Origin of the sequence: Prochlorococcus marinus str. MIT 0918 (genome assembly GCF_027359415.1) — a bacterium.
In the GTDB taxonomy this organism is placed as follows: domain Bacteria; phylum Cyanobacteriota; class Cyanobacteriia; order PCC-6307; family Cyanobiaceae; genus Prochlorococcus_E; species Prochlorococcus_E marinus_C.
The window spans coordinates 750,276-771,951 of sequence record NZ_CP114780.1; the positions used below are offsets into that span (position 1 = coordinate 750,276).

Sequence of the window (21,676 nt, forward strand, 5' to 3'; positions counted from 1 at the left end):
TTTATCTGATTTTTATTATGCCTATTGGTACTCCAAGTGTTCCTTATAGACTACCCGGCAGTCAATTCGAACGCTGGGTAGACATTTATACAAGGTTAGGAGCAGAAAGGATTCTTTTTCTGGGGCAAGAAGTATCAGATGCGGTTGCAAATAGTCTTGTAGCACAAATGCTTTATTTAGATTCTGAAGACAGTACAAAACCTATTTATCTATATATAAATAGTCCAGGGGGATCTGTAACTGCTGGGCTAGCCATATATGACACGATGAAATATGTCAAAAGTGATGTTGTGACCATTTGTGTTGGACTTGCTGCTTCCATGGGTGCTTTTCTTTTGTCAGCTGGAACCAAAGGTAAAAGACTTGCGTTGCCACATAGTCGAATTATGATTCACCAGCCACTAGGGGGCACATCGCAAAGGCAAGCAAGTGACATCGAGATTGAAGCTACAGAAATACTGCGCATAAAAAAAATGCTTAATCTTGCGATGTCTGATATGACTGGACAGCCTTTCGAAAAAATTGACAAGGATACTGATAGGGATTACTTCCTAAGCTCTCACGAAGCTAAAGAATATGGATTAATTGATAGAGTTATCTCTCATCCAAATGAAGCTTGATTCCCTAGTAAAACCTAGAAAGAAAATTCTCTTCATTTGATATCAACACAAAAACCAAATAATAAAAAAAAAAGACTTTGTAAAAAAAGGTTCTTACTTATAATTTAAATCTCTTAAGCTTTCTTTCAAGAAAGCCTTTAAATCATTCGAATGGCTCAACTTTTTTACGACTCAGACGCAAACCTCGATCTTCTTAGCAACAAAACAGTCGCAATTATTGGTTATGGTTCTCAAGGACATGCTCATGCCTTGAATCTTAAAGATAGTGGAGTAAATGTCGTTGTGGGCCTCTATGAAGGCAGTAGGTCAGCAAGCAAAGCATCTGCAGATGGATTAGAAGTTCTAAGTGTCGCTGATGCTTCAGCCAAAGCTGACTGGATAATGGTTCTTGTTCCAGATGAATTTCAAAAAAACATTTACAACGAAGACATTGGACCTTATCTGAAACCAGGCAAAATTTTAAGTTTTGCTCATGGCTTCAACATTCGATTCGGCTTAATTAAACCTCCATCATTTGTTGATGTTGTAATGATTGCGCCAAAAGGTCCTGGTCATACAGTTAGGTGGGAATTTCAAAATGGACAAGGAGTACCAGCTCTTTTTGCGATAGAGCAAGATGCATCTGGCCAAGCCCGTGATCTGGCAATGGCATATGCAAAAGGTATTGGAGGAACAAGGGCAGGTATTCTTGAAACTAATTTCAAAGAAGAAACTGAAACCGATTTATTTGGCGAGCAAGCAGTGCTTTGCGGTGGTCTTTCAGCACTGGTTAAAGCTGGTTTTGAAACTCTTGTAGAAGCAGGTTACCAACCTGAATTAGCTTATTTTGAGTGCCTTCATGAAGTCAAATTAATAGTTGATCTAATGGTCAAAGGTGGACTAACTGCTATGCGTGATTCAATTTCAAATACTGCAGAATATGGGGATTATGTAAGTGGGCCAAGATTGATTACAGATGAAACAAAAACAGAAATGAGAAAAATTTTAGCTGATATTCAAGATGGAACATTTGCCAAGAATTTTGTAGCGGAATGTGATGCAGGTAAACCAGAAATGAAAAAGATAAGAGATGAAGATGCTCAACTCCCTATTGAAAAAGTGGGGAAAGGTCTTCGCGCAATGTTTAGTTGGCTTAAAACTGATTAATTATTTTCATTTCATTGATTATTGGAGCAGTTTTACTAGACCTGCTTATTGGAGATCCTAGATTTCTAATTCACCCTGTAGAAATAATTGGCATACTAATCAAATATTTAAAGACAAAAGTAGAGGGTTTAGCTCAAGAAAATATATTCCTATTAAGAATTGGAGGATTATTACTTACCTTTAGCGTTGTTTTTGCAAGTTTTTTTGGCGGCTGGGTTTTAGAGCAACTACTTCTTACAAAATCTGCTCCTATATTAAAAAGTTTTATCTATTTTATAGTTCTAATTGCCTTAGCAAGTTCACTTGCATCTAAAAGCCTAAATCAAAGTGTTTCTTTGGTAATAAATGCACTAAATAACGATGACAAGGATCTGGGATTAGCCAGAAGGAAGCTAGCTCATATAGTTGGTAGAAATGTTTCAAACCTTCAAAAACAAGAAATACTCCGTGCAGCTGCTGAATCAGCTAGTGAAAACGCAGTAGACGGAATATTTGCTCCATTGTTTTGGATGATGGCTGGAAGCTTCATATGGAAATTAGCTCCTGGATTACCTGGGCCTTTAGCATTCGCTTGGTTTTATAAAGCAAGCAGTACAATTGATTCAATGATCGGATATAAAAGTGAAAAATTAAGATGGATAGGAGAATCAGGTGCAAAGCTAGATGACATTCTCACCTTTATCCCATGCAGATTAGTCTTATTAACACTTCCATTAATTAGTCATAATTGGATAAAAGCACCATCCATAATTAAAAAAGCTATTAAAGATGGTTCATATGATTCATCTCCAAATTCTGGTTTTTCTGAAGCGATTTTTGCATATTGTGCACAAGTTAGGATGGGAGGAACAAATATTTATAAAGACAAGTTAGTATCCAAAAAAATTATTGCTAAAAATTGTCCAAATGCAAATAGAAACAGTATAAAAAGAATACTAAGTCTTACACTCTTACTTGAATTATCATGGGTTTTAGGCTTTATATTAATAAATAAGTTTATATTAATACTCTAGTATGCACCTCTATCCATTGGAAGAATTAAAACGCCAAAAGTCCTTATAAAAATCCTTATATCCATTAAAAAATTTCTTTTTCGAACATACAACAAATCTAGCATTATCCTTCTCTTATAAGTTAAGTTATTACGACCACTAACTTGCCATAACCCTGTAATCCCAGGCCTAACTGATGCAAATTCACTTATATTAACTCCATATCTTTCAATTTCATTTTCAACTATTGGCCTAGGTCCCACAACACTCATATCACCTTTTAAAACATTTATAAATTGCGGGAGTTCATCTAAGCTAGATCTACGAAGAAACTTACCAATTGGTGTAATTCTAGGGTCATTACGTAGTTTAAAATCTTTTTCAAATTCATCTTTTAATAAAGGGTCTCTTTCAAGTAAATTTTCAAGTAAACTTTCAGCTTCAGGATGCATTGTACGGAATTTAATACATCCAAAAGGAATAAAATCACGACCTACCCTTTCTTGAAAATAAAGAACTGGACCTCTAGAACTTAGTTTAACTAATAAAGCAATTAAAAGAAAAAAAGGAGACCCAAATATTAATACAATAATAGAAAATATAATATCTCCAGTTCTTTTTAAAGTTCTATCATAACGACATTGTCTTTGAAGGAAGTCCTTAGTAGATAATTTCTCAGAAGAGATGGGAGGTTTAGATGCAGAAGAATAATCCAAAGAACTTCTCTAATGCTTAATAAGAAAAATATTTCCTTTAAATAGATTTTACTAAAAAATTCGCATTAGCGAAAAACGAATCTAAGAATCAAACTTTTTGAAAGCTACTGGATCGGTTGATGCAAACTCAGATTCTCTTATTTTTTCACTCCAGGCCTTTTCAAGTAGATTTTGAAATCGTTTGTTAAAACATTCTAAGCTAAAATTCTGCGCCCATTTATTGATCAATTCAGGGTCCATTCTTTTCCAAAGTTTCTGTTCTTCAAACCAACTCACTGCGTCTACTAAAGATTTCACTTTCTGAGATTTAAAAAGAATTCCAGTAGAGAATTCTAAATTTTGAGTTACACATCTAACCGTATCTAATAAACCTCCAATACCTAATGCTATTACAGGTGCTCCAGCTGCCATAGCTTCTACAGGAGCAATCCCAAAGTCCTCAATACCTGCATAAACATAGGCCCTACACTTTTGCATCATATCTTCAACATTTTCCTTACTTTGATAACCCATTATTTGAATAGTTGGACCTGCAAGGCTTCTCAAATAGTTCTTCTCTGGACCATCTCCAACTACCAATAAAGGCAATCGAAGTATATTAAAAGCTTGAATAACTAAATCTACTTTTTTATTAGGAACAAGACGACAAAGGCACAAATAATAATCATCCCTAGAATTGTTCCAATTAAACCGTTCAACTTCAACTGGTGGATGCAAGACTTCGGAGTTCCGGCCCCAATATTTAGATATTCTTCTTGCAGTAAAACGAGAGTTTGCCAAAAGACAATCTACTCTCCCAGCACTTAATTGATCCCATTGTCGTAAATGGTGTAACTGCCATCTAACAAAAGGTCCTAATCCGATTTTTCTTAGAAAAGATCTTTCTAAATAAACATCCATTTGATCCCAAGCATACCTAACAGGCGTATGGACATAACTTAAATGGAGCTGATCAGGAGAAGTAAGAACACCTTTAGCTACAAGATGACTACTACTAATAATTAATGGATAATCTCTTAAATCAAATTGTTCAATCGCATATGGTAGTAGAGGGAGATATTTCTGAACATGGTTTTTACCAAATGGAATCTTTTGAATAAAACTAGTTTTAATATTTCTATTAAATAACCAGCTATCGGCAATATGACTATCGCCGTCAACTAATGCAAAAAGATCAGCTGTACTTCCAAGAGAGGAAATTAGGCCATCGAAAGCATGGACTACTTGCTCAGATCCTCCAGAAGAACGTGTATTAAACCATTCATGAATAAGGGCTATCTTATTAGGGAAATCCTGCATAATCTATAAAATAAAGGCTGAACAAAAGAATATAAAATAATTAGAATAACTCATGAAGCTTTAAGTTAAATGATTTATTCTTTTCAGAAATTTGATAAAAACCCATAGCTAAAATCATTACTAAGCACAACTAAAAATAATATACTAGAAATAAACCCTAAAGAAATAAAATATCTAACATATCCTTTTTGTCTAGGCAATCTAACATAAGAAAGTATCATAATTAATAAAGAAATTAAACCAATAAAAATTATAGATATCTCAGAAGCACTGTCTAATTTCAAGTTAATTAGATAGTGTAAACCAAATAAATTAATAGAAGAGTTAACTACTTCACCATATAAATGCTTGAAAGATAAAAACATTGCTACTAAAGTTGGCAAAACCACACTATTAACGATTATGAAAGTAACAGGCTTAGAAAGCCTATTTACTGTTCTATTGAAACTAATTAAAAGAATTAAAATTAGGCAAGCTGCAAGAAAAGGAGTCGCAGGTATAAAAAAAGCAATTTTTGAAATGGATAGCATTAGTTGAACGGGCCATGATCTCGAAAGCCAAGCTCACAAAAAAATGAGTTTAGCCACAAAATAATTCTAAAACATAAGAAAATATTTTCATCATGCTGATACATTCTTCTTAAACAGCTAACCTCTACTGCTTCTTTAGTAAAATTACATGAACAAATATCTATTTAATCATGAGGCTTCTATTCTATTTTTTTAATATGGAATGGAAAACCTATATAAATACAATAAATTAAGACAGTTCTTAAGCTCATTTAGAAAATGAAGATCTATTTATTTATTATTATTATAGTTTTCTTGATATCAATAATAGGGTTCAGGCTTTATTTATATGAAATCGACTATAGTTTTTTTAGGAATAATAGGATGATCAAGAAAAGAAGAAATAAATTGCCTAAAAGAAAAAAAAGAAATAAAATATTTAGATAATGCAAGCACCAGTCCATGGCAACTTCTAACGATACTGATAATCAAAAAACAAATCAATCAATTCAAAGCCCTCCAACTAATAATAATTCAGTTGAATCATCAGGTGTAAAATGGTTGGACAATGAAAATAAAGAAGTCAAGCAAGTATTTGGCTTTAACCCGAATGCAGAGCTAGTCAACTCAAGAGCGGCTATGATTGGTTTCTTAATGTTAATATTAACAGAATTAATTTTCAACGGTAAGCCTGTAACCTTAGCAATATTTGGGATTAATTAATAACTTAATATTGATAAAAAACAATAGTTCATATAATAGACTATTGAAAGCAAATTTAAATCCTTCCATGACTAAGAAAGACATACTCAGCATTCTTTATGTATCTATTTGGGTAATCATTTGGGGTACAGTTGGCTCTTTAATTGATTTTCCTTTATTAAGTAATAATGTATACGAAGCAGGCTCATTAGGTCAGGCAATTACCTTCATAATTACAGCTTTAATATCACTTATTGCTGGTACTTTTATCTTTAAAAATTTCTCAGATAAATTTTTACATTGACTACGAGTTAGCAATCTATATTAATACCTAAATCTTTTAAAGACAGTTGCCTTCTCATTATTTTTACCAGCTGAAAAAAGTATCCACTGACGGGTTTCTAGGTCATGGTCACATTCAAGCGTTCCTTCAACTTCAAAAAGGCTTAGAGCCTCATAATGACATTGCTGATCTGCTTCAAAGGCTGATTTATAATCAGGGAAAAATCTATACACCTCTAAGGTCAAAATAGCCCCCAATAAAAACAGAACCGAAAGAATAAGAGTTATTCTCATAATTAAAACTTAATTGATCTTTAATTCTAGTACCTAAACTGAATTAAGTCTCATTCTTAAGCTTAAAACTAAGACATCGATTAATTTGTGTTTATCTTGAAAAAAAAATACTACCTCGCTTAATGTTAAAAAACTTCCAGAAATATTCCTTAGATGAGACAATAGAGTTAGACATATTTTCATTAAATTACTTATTTTTTGTAAATAGTTTAAGTATACCTATATAGATGTTTTCACATAAGAATGACTTGAAAAAATTATGCTAAAAAAATTTCTTAGCAAGATTGCCTCTTAGCAAAATATAAATGTTTTCTTATTCTTAGTGGAATACAAATCCATAAGTTACTAAGCCAACTGGCACTGTGCCAGTTGGCTTAGTTGCCTCTAGAGGCCTTGGAGAAACATAAAAGCTAGTCATAATATATTTGTGAGGAGCAGGTATTTGCTAAGGAGTCGAAACTAGGAAAGACTTCCAAGGCAGTACCTAATAAAAAGGCCCTACTATGTAGGGTCTTTTTTATGTTCAAAAAATATTTATAAATTTGATGCATATGACAGAATTGATGATCAATACAAAGTATAAATTCCATTTCTGTAAGGGATAAGGCAACTTTTAACTATCCATATCAAGTCCTACCTACATTGTAGATAAAGTCTTTAAACCAAGGGTTATAGAAATAAAGCAATACAGCAATAACAAGAAGAAGGTTTAGACCTATAACAAGCGAAGCAATAAAGATACGGGTTTTTTTTGTTGGGGTTTTATATTCAAAGCCTCCTACTTTAATCAAAACTTCTTGTGAAGCAGAGTTAACATTATCCTTAGCTGGTGCAGTGCCCTTTTTAAACTTACTTGATTTTTTTAGAAAACTCTCTGGTTGAGATTGACTTGCTTCTTCAGAAGAAGGTTTTGCTTTACCCATTAGAAAGCCAATGTACTTCTTATCAGAATTAGCAGTAAATCCTATCCAAAGTCATTTATAAGGGCAAAACTAAATATTTTAAAACCATCTAATAGGATGAGAGCTATTAAAAGTTTTTATTAAAAGCTACAATTCTTTTGAAGATCCCTAAGCATTCCTAAAGATAATCCCCTCTCTTCTGTCATTTTCATAATTACCATTATCAATTGAGCCTCTAATCCCAACAATCTTGTTTGGCATGAATAATTATCTTTCAAATTTTCTAATGATTTGTATAATTGTATTTTATTTAAGGCTTTTTTACAGACCTTCTTATTTCTCTTAGCAAAGCATTCTTTTGATAAATACATCATAGGTTCATAATGTTCTGACTGAGACATTATTGGGTAAAAATTAGAAGTTCCAATAATTACAGTAGTCATTACAATGATTTTCTTTACTCTAATAAACTTCATCTTGTATTGGTTTGTTAGAGAATTATTAAATATTAAATATATAAAATATTAAATCAAATAATTCAATATATTGTTATCAATAATGACTTAAAGATATCATATAATCCCAAAATTATACGCCTACATAAATCATTAGAGATTTTAAAACATGAAAATAAAGCATAGATTAAGACATCCTAAGAAAAGATATCTTCCATGCTTTAAAAGGATATTTCATGGCCCTGAAGGCGCATAAAAGCCTATGGAATGGCTATAAAAAATGTTTAAGGCCATAGAGGGGTGGCTCTATAAGAGCATTAAAGCTCTATGGCCAAAAAAATGAGCTGAAAGCAAAAATAATTTTCGAAAAATCAGATCAGCCTTGAACTCGATCTTTAAACAATTTACCTGCTGTAAATGCGGGAACTCTTTTTGCAGGAATTTTAATTTTTTCGCCAGTTTTTGGGTTTAACCCCTGACGAGCTGAGCGGTCACGAGGCTCAAATGACCCAAAACCAAGTATGGAGACTTTTTTGCCTTCCACTACTGAATCAACAATAGTTTCTATGGCAGCATCGACGACAAGTGCCACGTCTGTCTTAGTGAGCTCAGTACGAGCTGCAACTAAGTTAACCAGATCTGCTTTGTTCATTTAAAAAGTGTGTTGTAGCAGAGAGTGAAAAATGAAAACCCAATTAAGAATTAATCATCAAACACCCGAACCCGCTAATCGTATGGAGACAAAGCACTTGATGCAATAGAAAAGTATGATGCTGCAAAGCTTTATACCAAGTTTTTTCATTCTGTGAACTAATTTCTCAGAGTCTGTACAGCTCCCCATGGCAAAATTTTCTCATCTCCGAGCAAATGCACTGATCCTCCAGAAGCTAATAATGGCAATTGATCTGAACGAATCCATTGGCATAATTTTTTAAAGCTTTTCTTCTGAATACTCCAATGGAAGGTCCTTTTAGACCTAATTAAACCTAATTGATCTGTTGCAACTGGAATTAACAAACGTCCGCAGAACAGCACATTCCAAGGGGCAGGAGCATAAACAACACAACTGCCAGGTGTCGCGCCAGGCGTCCACAAGAGCTTTAACCCAGAAGAAGTAATCGCTTCTTCTGAAAAAGTTTCCAATTTCTCTATACCAGGCAACAAATAACTTTCTTGTTCATGAAGAAGAACTTGCCATCCAAATTCCTTATGCAATTGAGAAACTTTTCCATGAGAGTCTCGATTAGTTAAAATAATCTTTGGCTGAAGTCCAATACTGAGCTTTCTTAAATCACTAATCACTTCGGGGGAGAGGTCCGGGCAATCAATTAATACAGGCTCAGGTGAGCAATTTAACCACCATGAAGTAAGTGAATTAGAACTGCTTGACGAAGGGAACATCCACAACCAATCTCTAACCTTTTGAACAGACTTACTTAGTGGATCTGCAGACAATTTAGACATTGAGTTGCTAAAGATGACTAAAATAGTAATTGGCTTTTAATGCTTACTGTCTCTTATAAAAAAACCAGTGAGCAAAATAAATATTGGCACTGCTTGGCCTTTAGGTAGCACAATAACCAAAGAAGGGGTTAATTTTTCAGTTGCTGCTCCTGAAGCAGATTTGGTTGAACTTTTATTATTTAACGATTCTAATGATTCTGAACCACAAGAAGTAATTAAATTAAGCAAGCTAAATAGATCAGGAGATTATTGGCACGTTGAGGTTCATGGAGTAGGTTCTGGATGCCTTTATGCATATAGAATAGTTGATTTAAAAAGAGGAGAAAAACATGATTTCTATTCTAATAAAATACTATTAGACCCTTGTGCCAGAGAGATAGCAGGATGGGATTTGTTTCAAAGAAAGTCCACAAAAGAAATATCAAATAAAATAGATATACCACTAAAGGGAGTTGTTACTGAAAGAGAGAAATTTAATTTTAATAAATATCCCCGTCCTAAACATCCATGGAATAAAACAATTATTTATGAATTACATGTAGGTGGTTTTACAAAAAACAAATGCTCTGAAGTAACTGACGATCTAAAAGGGACGTTTCTAGGGTTAATGGATAAAATTTCTTATTTAAAAGAAATGGGAATTACTTCAATTGAATTACTTCCTGTTTTTTCATTTGATCCATCAGATGCCCCGCATGGGGTAAAAAATTATTGGGGATATAGCCCTATTAATTGGTTTACACCTCATCATGATTTCATTTCAAAAACAAACTCATTATCACCAAGAGATCAATTTAGAAAATTTGTAGAAAAATGCCACAATAATCAAATAGAAGTTATTCTAGATGTTGTATATAATCACACATCAGAAGGAAATAAGGACGGTCCTATTATTAGCTGGAAGGGCTTTAGCGAATCACTTTATTATCATAAAAATGAAATCGGAGATTTCTTAGATGTAACTGGTTGTGGAAATACAATTGCTGCTCACCATCCTCTCGTTAGACAATTAATTATTGAATCAATTAAATGCTGGGCATATGAATTAGGGGTTGATGGATTTAGATTTGATTTAGGTATTGCATTAAGTAGAGGGAAACATCTATTACCTCTTGATCAGCCACCAATTTTTGAAGAAATAGAATCAGATCCTGTTTTAAGTGAGTTAAAACTTATAAGTGAACCTTGGGATTGTGGAGGATTATATAGGCTATCTGACTTCCCCGCAAAAAGAATAAGCACATGGAATGGTCATTTTAGAGATGATCTTAGAAAGTTTTGGAAAGGAGATAAAAATAGTACTTGGCCTCTAAAAGATCGTCTTATTGGCAGTCCATTAATGTATAAAAATAAAAAAAATTCGGTAAAGAAATCTATTAATTTTATTACTTCTCATGATGGTTTTACTTTAATTGATCTAGTGAGTTTCAACCAAAAACATAATTTTTCTAATGGGGAAAATAATCGTGACGGTGAGAACCACAACAATAGTTGGAATCATGGAATAGAAGGACCTAGCACAAATAATAATTTAAAGAATATAAGAAGTCGTCAACAGCGTAATTTATTAGCAAGTTTATTATTATCTCCAGGTATTCCAATGATTCTAATGGGTGATGAAGTTGGAAGAAGTCAAGGAGGTAATAATAATGCATGGTGTCAAGATACACCTCTTGGTTGGATGATATGGCACCCAGATGATTGTGACTTTGATCTAAAGTTCTTCGTCAATAGACTTATATATATTAGAAAAAACCTATTGCAATTTTTCAGTCCTGAATATACACCAATTACAAAAAAGCCAGAAGATCCAAATGGTTTTTGGGTTCAATGGCATGGCGTAAAGACCAACTCCCCAGATTGGAGTAGCTGGTCTCACACAATTAGCTACAGCATAAACAAAGGTAATATTGGACCTGTTTTATGGCTTGGCCTAAATGCATATGATCAAGCAATGAATTTCGAATTGCCGACCCCCTCATCACCCTGGATAAAATTAATCGATACTGCTTTTACTCATGATGATATGCAACCCAAACAAATCCAAAACCAAAAAGGAATCAAAATAGAAAGCAGAAGCCTTGTTCTAATTGCTGCATCAGAACATTGCAAACAAGTCAGTGAGCATTCTTGATTGAAAAAAGCGGGCGGCGGGAATCGAACCCGCATCATCAGCTTGGAAGGCTGAGGTTTTACCACTAAACTACGCCCGCACAAAGATGTACTCTAATCAGTCCCAAATATAGGATCTGAATACCCATCTTAGTACTTTTCTATTATTACGTTGTGGAGTCCCCTTTAACGAGAAAAAGAAAGAGTAAGTCTCTTAATAACCAGTCACGCAGAAGGTTAATGCTTTCCTATGGAATGGGAGATGCTGGAACAGGTTTAGCAGCTTCTCAATTGGGGTTCTACCTTTTTCCTTTCTTTACTTGCGCTGCAGGATTACCTGCTTTCCTCGCTGGCTCTTTACTAATGGTAATAAAGATTTGGGATGCAATAAATGATCCTTTAATTGGATGGCTTAGCGACCATACCAAATCAAGATGGGGGCCTAGGTTGCCTTGGATGATTGGGGCTGCAGCACCTCTGGGGATCAGCCTTGCTGCTATTTGGTGGATACCAGCAGGAGGTATAACTACAAAAACGTTTTATTACATATTCATCACAATTCTTCTCATGACTGCTTATACCAGCGTAAACCTTCCATTTGCAGCTCTATCTACAGAAATAACTGAGGAAACCTCAATAAGAACCAGACTTAATGCAGCCCGATTTACAGGGTCAATTATAGCTGGATTAAGTGGGTTAATAGTTGCTGCTGGGCTTGTATCTTCAGGGAGTTCTGGCTACACCTTGATGGGAAAAATTACTGGCTCAATAGCAACTCTAACTACTTTAATTTCATGCTGGGGTTTAGCTCCTTTTGCAAAGAAAGCTAGAAAACCATCAGGGACTTCAGAGCCTTTAAAGCTTCAAATAAATCGTATACTTAAAAATAAACTTTTTCATAAAATTATTCTGCTTTATTTACTCCTCTGGTGTGGTCTTCAGTTAATGCAAACAGTTTCGCTTATTTACTTACAACAAGTAATAAAAGTACCTAGTGGGACTTCTGCATGGATTCTTATTCCTTTCCAAATCAGTGCTCTTTTAGGCCTGCAATTCTGGAGTATTTATTCCAACAAATATGGAAGAATCGCCGCTTTATTTAGAGGAGGTTCTTTATGGATTGGAGCGTGCTTAATTGCAATATTTTTACCTCCAATATCTTCTGGAATATCTATGGAAAGCTTTTTTATATTTAACAATCTAGAATCTTTAAAGTTTCTTACTTTACTATTGATAATTCTACTTGTCGGGTTTGGAGCTTCTACTGCTTATTTAATTCCTTGGTCTTTACTACCTGATGCTATTGATGCAGATCCAGAAAAACCTGCTGGCATTTATACAGCCTGGATGGTTTTTATTCAAAAAATAGGTATTGGCTTAAGCGTTTGGATGCTTGGTGTTTTACTTACTTTCTCCGGCTATAAATCCTCTGTTGATTGTTTTTCTTTAGCCAATTCCATTGATCAACCTTCCACTGCTATAACAACTATTCGAATTTGCATGGGGTTGATCCCTTCATTATTAGTCGCGATTGGGCTACTAATAATGAAAGACTGGATTAACAAGAAGCCAAGCATTTCTGTCTAATAAAAAATGAAGACACCACGTTGGCTAAATCGACTTGCAAGCAGCCTGCTCATAGGAGGTCAGGCAATTACTTCTACAGTTAAAGGAAATTTCAATAAATCAGATTTAATAGATCAACTTATGGAAGCAGGTCCCACAAGTTTTCTAATAATTCTAATCACAGGTATATCAGCAGGAACAGTATTTAATATTCAAGTCGCAGCGGAACTTAGTCGACAAGGTCTTGGCTCTGAAGTAGGTGGGCTACTTGCTATTGGACTTGCCAGAGAAATTGCACCTCTACTGACTGCAACACTTCTTACAGGCAAAGTAGCAACAGCTTATGCAGCACAATTAGGAACAATGAAGGTTACAGAACAGATCGATGCAATAACTATGTTAAAAACTGATCCAGTTGAATATCTCGTAGTACCAAGGTTAATAGCAATGGTTGTAATGGCACCCTTACAGTGCTTACTGTTTTTTTCAGTAGCACTCTGGAGTGGGCAAATAAGTAGTACTGCCTTTTATAGTATCCCTGGAGATGTTTTTTGGACTTCTGTAAAGGGATGGCTAGTTTTCAGCGATCTCCCATCCATGCTAATCAAATCTATTGTATTCGGATTGCAAATTGCTGTTATAGCATGTGGATGGGGTTTAACTACTCGAGGTGGAGCAAAAGAAGTAGGGACTAGTACTACTGGTGCTGTAGTAATGACTCTATTAACTGTTTCTTTGATGGATGTAGTTTTAACCAAAATACTTTTTGGATGACTCTTATGAACTCTTCATCAGAAAAACACGAATCTAATGAGATTGTATTAGAACCAATGTATAGGCTCCCTGCACTAATAATTCTTACAGGCGTACCAATATTTTTGACACCATTACCAATATGGATTGGAGTGTTAATAAGTAGTTTTGGCTTTTTCTTATTACTTCAAACCTTTACTCTTAGAATAAAATTTACGGACAAAGATCTAATTGTTTTGCAATTAGGAAAAGAAATAAGGCGTTTTCCTTATGAAAATTGGGTTGCTTGGAGAATTTTCTTCCCTCAATTACCAGGAATTCTTTATTTCCGTGAAACGGCAAGTCCTCATCTCTTACCAATAATATTTGATAAAAAAATGCTTGAACTCCAATTAAAATTACATCTTGGTAATTTAGAGATAAATAATAAAAAAGAAATTAATTAAATCATTCCAATTTACTAAATAAATTAATGACACTACCAGAAGACCTCTCTAGAGAAAATGAGATCAAAGCAGAACAATCTGTTGAGTCAAGCTCTAATGAAACTATAATATCGAAAGAAAAAGATTTAAATGATAAATCTCAAGAGCAGATTAATCAATCTTTAGACATAAAAGGCCCTGAACAGCAATCTTCAAATAAAATATTAAACCAGAATATATTAGAAGGTTTAAATAAAGAGAGTTTCTTCGAATATGCTTTGAAAGAACTTAAAGATAAGCGTATTAATCTAGAAAATGAGATTAAAGAATTAGAGATTAGAAAGGTCCAAATTGAGAAAGATTCAAATAATTCATTTGCTGGCAAGTCAGATTCAATTGCAAGGCAAGTGAAAGGTTTTCAAGATTATCTTACTGGGGCAATGCAAGGTTTGACTAATTCTGTTGAACAATTAGACCTTATTTCACAACCATTAGTAGTAGCACCATCCCCACTTGATAAAAATAAAGAGTCAGAAGAAAAAGAAGTGGTACAAAATGTATTGGCAATATCAGATACATTTAAACCAGACAAAGAATTGATACTTAAATGCCTAGATCAATATTTAGGTCAACCAGATTATTATGCTGATCCCTGGAAATTTAGAAGGAGTTTAGAGCCAAAAGATGTAGAGATTCTTGAAGACTGGTTTTTCAACATGGGTGGTAGAGGAGCACAACAAAGCAGGGGAACCCGTTCAAGAAATATATTATTATCAGCAGCTTTAATTGCTATTTTAGGTGAAATATATGGAGATCGTTTTCAGGCACTTATTCTAGCCAGTCAACCTGAAAGACTTGGCGAATGGAGAAGAGGTCTTCAAGATGCATTAGGACTTAATCGAGAAGACTTTGGGCCAAATAGTGGCATAGTGCTTTTTGAACGTTCCGAAGCTTTAGTGGAATGCGCTGACAGATTAGAAGCTAGAGAGGAAGTACCTTTAATCCTTATTGATGCTGCTGAAAGAAAAGTAGAAATACCTATTCTCCAATTTCCAATATGGCTTGCTTTTGCAGCTAACCCTGAAGAACTTTATATTGATGAAGAATTGATTTGAGGGAGGATTGCACCATTTCTTCTATTGCATTGTTTCTAATATTTATTGGATATTTACTTGGATCTTTTCCCAGTGGATACCTTGCAGGCAAATGGTTAGCAGGAATAGATCTTAGGCTAATTGGTTCAGGTTCTACAGGGGCAACAAATGTTCTAAGGCATGTAGGCAAGTGGCCTGCCTTAATTGTTTTTGCTTTAGATGTAAGCAAAGGTGCTGCAGCTGTATTACTTGCCAAATCACTACTTCTAGATGAAAGTTGGCAAGTTTTAGTAGGGATTTCATCATTAGCTGGTCATATTTGGCCAATTTGGTTAAGAGGGAAAGGGGGAAAGGCTGTTGCTACAGGTCTAGGAGTTTTCCTTGGAATTTCTTGGAAAGTAGGATTAAGTTCGCTTGGAATTTTTCTTCTAATTTTAAGTTTCTGGCGAATGGTTTCTTTATCAAGTATCTGTGCTGCTATAAGCCTTCCATTATTAATGCTCTTAAGTTTCCAATCTAAACTTTCCATTCCTTATTTATTAGTAAGCCTTGTCGCTATGTCATTGGTCTTATGGAGACATAGAAGCAATTTTAGACGAATAACATCTGGTACAGAACCTAAAATTGGTACCAAGGCTAGCTAGCTAGTTAATAACTAATCTGCTCACAAATTCTTTTAAAAGCTTTTGAAGGGTCTTTTGCAAGACTAATTTCTCTACCTATTACTAATTTGGAAGAACCTGCTTTTAATGCTTCTAAAGGTGTCATTACTCTTGCTTGATCATTCCGGTTAACACCCTCAGAACGTATGCCTGGAGTAATAATCAAAAAAGGTTCAGGGAAGAATTTTCTTAATTTCTGTGCTTCTATAGGGGAGCAAATACAACCGCTGATTCCAGCTTGAAATGCTAAGTCTGATAATAATAATGATCTCTTATTTATAGATTGATTAATATCAAGATCATCGATAAATTCTTGTTCTTCCCAACTAGTTAAAACAGTTACTGCTAGTAGTCCAGGAGGAGATAGTCCAACATCGATGGCACCCTGAATTGATGATTTCTTACATTCTTTTAAAGCCTTCTTACCCGCACATGAATGTATGGTAATTAAATCTGCTCCTATAGAAGCAGCCTGATAACAAGCCCTTGCCATAGTGTTTGGAATATCATGGAATTTAAGATCAAGAAATACTTTTTTTCCTAGTTTTTTTAACTTGAAAACAATTTCAGGCCCTAACAAAGTAAATAATTCTAAGCCAACCTTAACCCAAACTAAATTTGGTAATTTATCTAGCAACAAAATCACTTCTGATTCATTCATATGATCTAAAGCAAGAATTAATTTTTCTTCAGCCTTAAATGTTGAAGTCATAATATAAAAATAATATTTATTATGAAGACATACGCCTAAAAACTTTCTTCCCTATTTGTAATATTCTTCCACTAAGTTCATCTTTATTACAAAATTCAAAATTAGGATCTAAAATCTTTTCTCCATCGATCCTTACACTACCACCTTTAATCTGGCGTCTTGCTTCACTGCTACTCGAAAACAAACCTATAGCACTAAGCAAATAGAAAGCCTTTGATGGAAAGTTAACATCTGAAATAGATACCTCAGGAATATCGTCTAGGCCATCTTGCAATCCAACCATAAGCTTAGAAGCATCTGATTGAGCACTGCTTGCAGTTGCCAAACCATGGAATTGAGCGGTTACACTTAATGCCATAAATTTCTGAATTTCTCTAGCATCCTCAGGTAATTTATTTAATTCCAAATCAGTTAATAAGGTTAAATAATTTAAGACCTGATCATCAGGAACCTTCTCAAGCTTTGAATACATTGAAAGAGCATCTTCTGATAAGCCAATAGTGTTGCCAAGGCTTTTACTCATCTTTTGCGTTCCATCTAAACCTACTAGAATTGGCAAGAGCAATCCAAACTGAGGCTGTTGACCAAAATGACGTTGCATATCTCTTCCCATCGCAACATTAAATTTTTGATCAACACCACCAAGCTCAACATCTGCCTTAACGGCTACAGAGTCATACCCTTGAAATAAAGGGTAAAGGAATTCATGCAACGAAATAGAAGTTCCATTGGAGTAACGCTTAGAAAAATCTTCTTTGGCAAGCATTTGACCAACTGTTGACTTACTAAGAAGATTAATAATTTGTGTCATATCAAAATCTGCCAACCATTCACTATTTCGTCGAACTTCTATTCGACCTTCCGTCTCAAAATCTAATAAAGAATCGTTTTTAGATTTTCCAAGCCCCAACTGCTCAAGATAGGTTTGGGAGTTTTCTTCTACTTCATTACTTGACAACTGAATCCTAGTTTTACTTTTCCCTGTTGGGTCACCAATTCGGGCCGTGAAATCACCAATTATCAAAATTGCAGTATGGCCTGCATCTTGAAAAGCTCGAAGCTTTCTAAAAAGAATACTGTGACCTAAATGGATGTCAGCTCCTGTAGGATCTATCCCAAGCTTTATTCGCAAAGGCTTTTGAGTTGCTTTATATCTTGATAGCTTTAATGAAAATTCTTCAACTTTTTCAGAATTAATCTCGAGAGGGAAAAAATCTACGACTCCTCTAGCCGCCCACTCGGGTAAAAATTTGGATAACTCAAGCATAATTATCTTATCTTTCAATTTAATTTTATACGGATAAGAAACTTATTTAAGAAATCGATTCATCCAAATCAGATCTCATACGATCCAAAGTTAGATTCATTTGGTCAAACATCTGATCAGGAGTCATCCCAAACTGACTTAATTGTGTCTTTAACTGCTCTACCGTCATTTTCGCTTGAAAATCTTCCGAAAGTTCAAACCTCTTCATAAATACTTTATAGCGATCCATTAAGGATTCCATTTTACTTATAAACATTTTTTTCCCCTCCCGATCAAACTTTCCATAATCTCCACCTAACTGCATAAGGTTTTGGTAATCAGAAAAAAGACTTCTTGCTTCTTCCTGAACAATATCGGATTCAAAAAAAGCCATATTTTTAGCTCCCTAGCTTACTGTTGTTATAAAAAGTTCTGAGATATGTAATCGACCAAAGGAAAGGTCAATGTATTCATAATGGCCTTTGAAGGCTTGTATTAATGAAATCACTGGAATCCTGGCAAGAATATTAGGTGGGGTTTAAAAAGAAGTTTTACATATTCTCTCTGAAAACAATGAATTGTATAGGTAGTGAAAACCAATCGAGTCGGTATAAAAGTAATTCTAGCTCCTTCAAATAAAAAGTAATCTAAGGAGCCTGTCACAATCCCTAGTTTTTTTCAGACCTCAACAAATTAGGTTAAAGCTATTCATTAACACTGCCAAATTCCAACTAAAGTTCTGAAAGAATTCGAAAGTTGATCACTTATGAAAACCATTTGTGTGATACCTGCAAGAGGAGGCTCTAAAAGAATACCTAAAAAGAACATCAAAAATTTTCATGGGAAACCATTAATTGCTTGGTCAATAGAATGTGCTATTGCATCTGGTTTATTTGAAAATGTATATATTTCAACAGATAACCAAGAAATCGCTGAAATATGTTCAAAGTTTGGGGCTTTAATTCCTTTTATGAGGCCCAATGAAATTTCAAGTGATTTCACTAGTGATAAAGAAGTTATATCTCATTTTTTAAACTGGATGAAAGAATCAAAACTTGAGGCTGATATTCTTTGCTACTTATATGCTACAGCACCCTTTATTACAACTAAAACACTCATAGGTTGCAATGAGAAGTTACTGAAAACAAACGCTAGTGAGGTGTTCACCGTAACTTCATTCCCTTACCCAGTTTTTAGAGCTTTAAAAAAAAATCAAGACAATACTTTATCATATATGTGGGATAAATATGCTAATTCAAGAAGCCAAGATTTACCAGAGTTATTTCATGATGCTGGGCAATGTTATTTCTTTAATCTAAAGGCAAATGATTTATATAGCAAAAGGGTTGGGTACGAAATAGATAGAATGTCATGCCAAGACATTGATACTTTAGAGGATTTTAATGCGGCAGAAAAGTTATTTTCGATAATAAATTATAAAAAAATCAAAGGCTTGTAATAAAATGAGCTATATTTAAAAAGTTTATTTTAAATATAGCTCATTAAAAAGTTACACTAATAATATTAAATCAATGCAATTACCAAAAGGACAAAAAGAATTATTCAACAATAGAGAATATTTTAATCAACCAATTAAGCTGAATAAGGAATTATCATTTAACAAAGAAGGACTTTTATCTTGGCAGAAAAGAATATATTCTCATCAAAAAAATCTTTTTGATGCCAAAGGTAAAGTAATTAGTCAAGAATCTCTTTTTAAAGAATATGAAACGGGCTCAATAAATAACCTTAATCTATTAAATCTAACTCCATTATCTTTAACTTTCTGGAAATGGCCCAAGAGCCCTCATCAAGGTCCTGCAATATATCTAGTTATGGATAAGCCAATAAATCTAGATTCTCATATTCTTTTATATATAGGAGAAACCATTGCTGCTGATAAAAGATGGAAAGGGGATCATGATTGCAAAGGATATCTCCAATCTTATTCTGAGAGCTTCCAAAAAGTTAACTTGGGGACCAACCTAAGCATTCGGTTTTGGACTGATGTCCCTACAGATACAAAAGCCAGAAGGAAAATAGAAAAAGAATTAATACATCGCTGGTTAACTCCTTTCAATAAGGAGACAAGGGGAGTCTGGAATACACCATTCACTAACTAAAATAAGACAATCAAACCCATTAAAATAAAGATAGATCTAAAAATACAATGCAAATCTCTATAAATCAGGAGACTCCCCAAGGCTGGTCAGGCTCAACATTAGCCATAGGGCTTCTAGAGGGAGATATAACAGCTCAGCTGGGGATTTTATCAGGAATATGCAACCCACAACTGATTGAGAAATATCTAAAAGAGAAAGAATTTTCCCCAACCCTTGGTGAAAGTGTCAAGCTAACTCTATTAGAAAAAAATATTCAACAAATTCTCTTAATAGGTTTAGGGAAACCCGAAGAATTCTCAATAAATTCTCTTAGAGAAGCAACTGCTATTGCTTCTAGAGCAAGTATTGGTTCAGAAGGAAAGATGGCTTTTCACTTCCCTTGTAATAATTTTGACTCTTCTTGTGTTGCAAAAGCAATGGCTGAATCAATAAGGTTATCAATATTCAAAGATCTTCGTTTTCAAAGTGACCCCAAATCTCACAAAGTCCCTCAATCCATTGAACTCTTAGGCTTGCCAGAATCAGCGAAATCAATCCTAGATCTAATAGACCCCATTTGTTCTGGAGTTGAACTTGCAAGAGAATTAGTTGGAGCTCCCCCAAACGACTTAACTCCCAGTTCCTTAGCAAATGAAGCTTTGAAATTATCAGAGCAATACAACCTTGAATGCAAAATCCTTAATCGGGCAGAATGCGAAAAAGAAGGTATGGGAGCTTATTTAGCAGTTTCTCAAGGATCTGATCTAGAACCCAAATTTATTCATCTAACTTACAAACCAAACGGAGAAATAAAAAGAAGAATCGCAATGGTAGGGAAGGGATTAACTTTTGACTCAGGAGGATACAACCTAAAAGTCGGAGCATCTCAAATAGAAATGATGAAATATGACATGGGAGGGAGCGCTGCTGTTATTGGCGCCGCTAGAGCCTTAGGGGAAATGTGCCCTGCCAATACAGAAATACATTTTATAGTTGCCTCATGTGAAAATATGGTTAACGGGTCAGCAGTGCATCCAGGAGATATCGTTAAAGCATCTAATGGAACAACAATAGAAATTAACAATACAGATGCAGAAGGAAGATTAACTCTTGCTGATGCATTGGTATACGCATGCAAACTTAATCCAGACTCAATAGTCGATCTTGCAACATTAACTGGAGCATGTGTAATTGCTCTTGGAGAAGAAATTGCTGGTCTTTGGTCTAATAATGATCAATTGGCAGATGAATTACAAAAAGCCTCTAGCGATTGTGGGGAAAATCTCTGGAGAATGCCTCTTCAAAAATCTTATAAAGAGGGCCTCAAATCAATGCTTGCCGACATCAAAAATACAGGTCCTCGGTCAGGGGGATCAATTACTGCAGCTCTATTTCTAAATGAATTTATAAATAAAAAAGTCGCATGGGCTCATATAGATATTGCAGGAACATGTTGGGCAGACAAAGATCGTGGGCTAGATCCTGCTGGTGCAACTGGATATGGAGTAAGGACTCTGATAAATTGGGCAATGAGTCAAGGTTGACTGATATATAGGTAAGGTATTTAACTCTATTAAGAAGCTTTAAATAGATAATATTCTTCAATCTAAGTATTATCTAATT

At 34.5% G+C, this 21,676-nt stretch carries 25 protein-coding genes and 1 tRNA gene; 14 read left to right on the forward strand and 12 right to left on the reverse strand.

The window, feature by feature from the left end; all coding sequences use genetic code 11:
* Nucleotides 1-17: 17 nt before the first annotated feature.
* From O5636_RS04015 to cbiB, 3 genes are all read left to right on the forward strand, one after another.
* Nucleotides 18-620, forward strand: coding sequence for an ATP-dependent Clp protease proteolytic subunit (locus tag O5636_RS04015; protein WP_269623330.1), 603 nt, complete (start codon nt 18-20; stop codon nt 618-620).
* 150 nt (nt 621-770) lie between these two features.
* A complete protein-coding gene (gene ilvC / locus O5636_RS04020) occupies nt 771-1,766 on the forward strand; it encodes a ketol-acid reductoisomerase (RefSeq protein ID WP_269623331.1) in 996 nt (331 codons plus the stop codon).
* 14 nt (nt 1,767-1,780) lie between these two features.
* A complete protein-coding gene (cbiB, locus tag O5636_RS04025) occupies nt 1,781-2,779 on the forward strand; it encodes an adenosylcobinamide-phosphate synthase CbiB (protein ID WP_332299715.1) in 999 nt (332 codons plus the stop codon).
* Here cbiB and O5636_RS04030 read toward each other — a convergent pair.
* The 3 genes from O5636_RS04030 to O5636_RS04040 form a co-directional block, all read right to left on the reverse strand.
* Complete coding sequence (locus O5636_RS04030) at nt 2,776-3,474, reverse strand: sugar transferase (RefSeq protein WP_420063781.1); 699 nt, start codon at nt 3,472-3,474, stop codon at nt 2,776-2,778. The two genes, cbiB and O5636_RS04030, sit on opposite strands and share 4 nt — an antisense overlap.
* Nucleotides 3,475-3,555: 81 nt before the next feature.
* Nucleotides 3,556-4,773, reverse strand: coding sequence for a glycosyltransferase (locus tag O5636_RS04035; protein ID WP_269623332.1), 1,218 nt, complete (start codon nt 4,771-4,773; stop codon nt 3,556-3,558).
* A gap of 83 nt (nt 4,774-4,856) precedes the next feature.
* Nucleotides 4,857-5,303, reverse strand: coding sequence for an NADH-quinone oxidoreductase (locus tag O5636_RS04040; protein ID WP_269623333.1), 447 nt, complete (start codon nt 5,301-5,303; stop codon nt 4,857-4,859).
* Nucleotides 5,304-5,744: 441 nt separating this feature from the next.
* Between O5636_RS04040 and O5636_RS04045 the strand changes: the two genes are divergently transcribed.
* Both O5636_RS04045 and O5636_RS04050 read left to right on the forward strand, forming a co-directional pair.
* Nucleotides 5,745-6,005, forward strand: a complete 261-nt coding sequence (locus tag O5636_RS04045) for a high light inducible protein (protein WP_269623334.1) — start codon at nt 5,745-5,747, stop codon at nt 6,003-6,005.
* 67 nt (nt 6,006-6,072) lie between these two features.
* Nucleotides 6,073-6,288, forward strand: a complete 216-nt coding sequence (locus tag O5636_RS04050; RefSeq protein WP_269623335.1) for a hypothetical protein — start codon at nt 6,073-6,075, stop codon at nt 6,286-6,288.
* A gap of 20 nt (nt 6,289-6,308) precedes the next feature.
* On the opposite strand, the gene O5636_RS04055 is transcribed toward O5636_RS04050, so the two are convergent.
* The 5 genes from O5636_RS04055 to O5636_RS04075 all read right to left on the reverse strand — a co-directional run bounded on the left by O5636_RS04055 (nt 6,309) and on the right by O5636_RS04075 (nt 9,381).
* Entirely contained in the window at nt 6,309-6,560 is a 252-nt protein-coding gene (locus O5636_RS04055) for a hypothetical protein (RefSeq protein ID WP_269623336.1), read from the reverse strand.
* 626 nt (nt 6,561-7,186) lie between these two features.
* Nucleotides 7,187-7,483 (reverse strand): hypothetical protein, encoded by a 297-nt coding sequence (locus tag O5636_RS04060; protein ID WP_269623337.1) that lies wholly within the window; start codon nt 7,481-7,483, stop codon nt 7,187-7,189.
* 119 nt (nt 7,484-7,602) lie between these two features.
* Nucleotides 7,603-7,905 (reverse strand): hypothetical protein, encoded by a 303-nt coding sequence (locus O5636_RS04065; protein ID WP_269623338.1) that lies wholly within the window; start codon nt 7,903-7,905, stop codon nt 7,603-7,605.
* A 388-nt stretch (nt 7,906-8,293) separates the two neighbouring features.
* Entirely contained in the window at nt 8,294-8,569 is a 276-nt protein-coding gene (locus O5636_RS04070) for an HU family DNA-binding protein (RefSeq protein ID WP_011125552.1), read from the reverse strand.
* 158 nt (nt 8,570-8,727) lie between these two features.
* Nucleotides 8,728-9,381 (reverse strand): MBL fold metallo-hydrolase, encoded by a 654-nt coding sequence (locus O5636_RS04075; protein WP_269623339.1) that lies wholly within the window; start codon nt 9,379-9,381, stop codon nt 8,728-8,730.
* A gap of 67 nt (nt 9,382-9,448) precedes the next feature.
* Here O5636_RS04075 and O5636_RS04080 point away from each other — a divergent pair, with 67 nt between their 5' ends.
* Complete coding sequence (locus tag O5636_RS04080) at nt 9,449-11,515, forward strand: glycogen debranching protein (RefSeq protein WP_269623340.1); 2,067 nt, start codon at nt 9,449-9,451, stop codon at nt 11,513-11,515.
* Between the two features lie 8 nt (nt 11,516-11,523).
* On the opposite strand, the gene O5636_RS04085 is transcribed toward O5636_RS04080, so the two are convergent.
* Nucleotides 11,524-11,594, reverse strand: a tRNA-Gly gene (locus O5636_RS04085).
* A gap of 139 nt (nt 11,595-11,733) precedes the next feature.
* Between O5636_RS04085 and O5636_RS04090 the strand changes: the two genes are divergently transcribed.
* From O5636_RS04090 to plsY, 5 genes are read left to right on the forward strand one after another with little or no spacing between them, the layout of a single operon-like run.
* Nucleotides 11,734-13,080 (forward strand): MFS transporter, encoded by a 1,347-nt coding sequence (locus O5636_RS04090; protein WP_269623517.1) that lies wholly within the window; start codon nt 11,734-11,736, stop codon nt 13,078-13,080.
* A gap of 6 nt (nt 13,081-13,086) precedes the next feature.
* Complete coding sequence (locus O5636_RS04095; RefSeq protein WP_269623341.1) at nt 13,087-13,833, forward strand: MlaE family ABC transporter permease; 747 nt, start codon at nt 13,087-13,089, stop codon at nt 13,831-13,833.
* A gap of 5 nt (nt 13,834-13,838) precedes the next feature.
* Complete coding sequence (locus O5636_RS04100) at nt 13,839-14,258, forward strand: DUF3119 family protein (protein ID WP_269623342.1); 420 nt, start codon at nt 13,839-13,841, stop codon at nt 14,256-14,258.
* Nucleotides 14,259-14,284: 26 nt separating this feature from the next.
* Complete coding sequence (locus O5636_RS04105; RefSeq protein ID WP_269623343.1) at nt 14,285-15,352, forward strand: DUF3086 domain-containing protein; 1,068 nt, start codon at nt 14,285-14,287, stop codon at nt 15,350-15,352.
* 23 nt (nt 15,353-15,375) lie between these two features.
* Nucleotides 15,376-15,975, forward strand: coding sequence for a glycerol-3-phosphate 1-O-acyltransferase PlsY (gene plsY, locus O5636_RS04110; RefSeq protein WP_269623518.1), 600 nt, complete (start codon nt 15,376-15,378; stop codon nt 15,973-15,975).
* 4 nt (nt 15,976-15,979) lie between these two features.
* Here plsY and pyrF read toward each other — a convergent pair whose 3' ends face one another.
* Genes pyrF through O5636_RS04125 form a run of 3 tightly spaced genes read right to left on the reverse strand, consistent with a single transcriptional unit; the run spans nt 15,980 to nt 18,345 of the window.
* The gene (gene pyrF / locus O5636_RS04115; protein ID WP_269623344.1) at nt 15,980-16,705 is read right to left on the reverse strand and encodes an orotidine-5'-phosphate decarboxylase; all 726 of its coding nucleotides are present in this window, start codon (nt 16,703-16,705) and stop codon (nt 15,980-15,982) included.
* A gap of 19 nt (nt 16,706-16,724) precedes the next feature.
* On the reverse strand, nt 16,725-17,972 hold the full coding sequence (gene tyrS, locus O5636_RS04120; protein ID WP_269623345.1) for a tyrosine--tRNA ligase: 1,248 nt from the start codon (nt 17,970-17,972) through the stop codon (nt 16,725-16,727).
* A 46-nt stretch (nt 17,973-18,018) separates the two neighbouring features.
* Nucleotides 18,019-18,345 carry a DUF1825 family protein gene (locus tag O5636_RS04125; protein ID WP_269623346.1) on the reverse strand — a complete coding sequence of 109 codons (327 nt, stop codon included), beginning with the start codon at nt 18,343-18,345 and terminating at the stop codon, nt 18,019-18,021.
* 372 nt (nt 18,346-18,717) lie between these two features.
* Between O5636_RS04125 and pseF the strand changes: the two genes are divergently transcribed.
* The 3 genes from pseF (at nt 18,718) to O5636_RS04140 (ending at nt 21,597) form a co-directional block, all read left to right on the forward strand.
* On the forward strand, nt 18,718-19,410 hold the full coding sequence (gene pseF / locus O5636_RS04130) for a pseudaminic acid cytidylyltransferase (RefSeq protein WP_269623347.1): 693 nt from the start codon (nt 18,718-18,720) through the stop codon (nt 19,408-19,410).
* Nucleotides 19,411-19,483: 73 nt separating this feature from the next.
* Nucleotides 19,484-20,074, forward strand: coding sequence for a GIY-YIG nuclease family protein (locus O5636_RS04135; protein ID WP_269623348.1), 591 nt, complete (start codon nt 19,484-19,486; stop codon nt 20,072-20,074).
* Between the two features lie 47 nt (nt 20,075-20,121).
* Nucleotides 20,122-21,597, forward strand: a complete 1,476-nt coding sequence (locus tag O5636_RS04140; RefSeq protein WP_269623349.1) for a leucyl aminopeptidase — start codon at nt 20,122-20,124, stop codon at nt 21,595-21,597.
* The last annotated feature ends 79 nt before the right edge of the window (nt 21,598-21,676 follow it).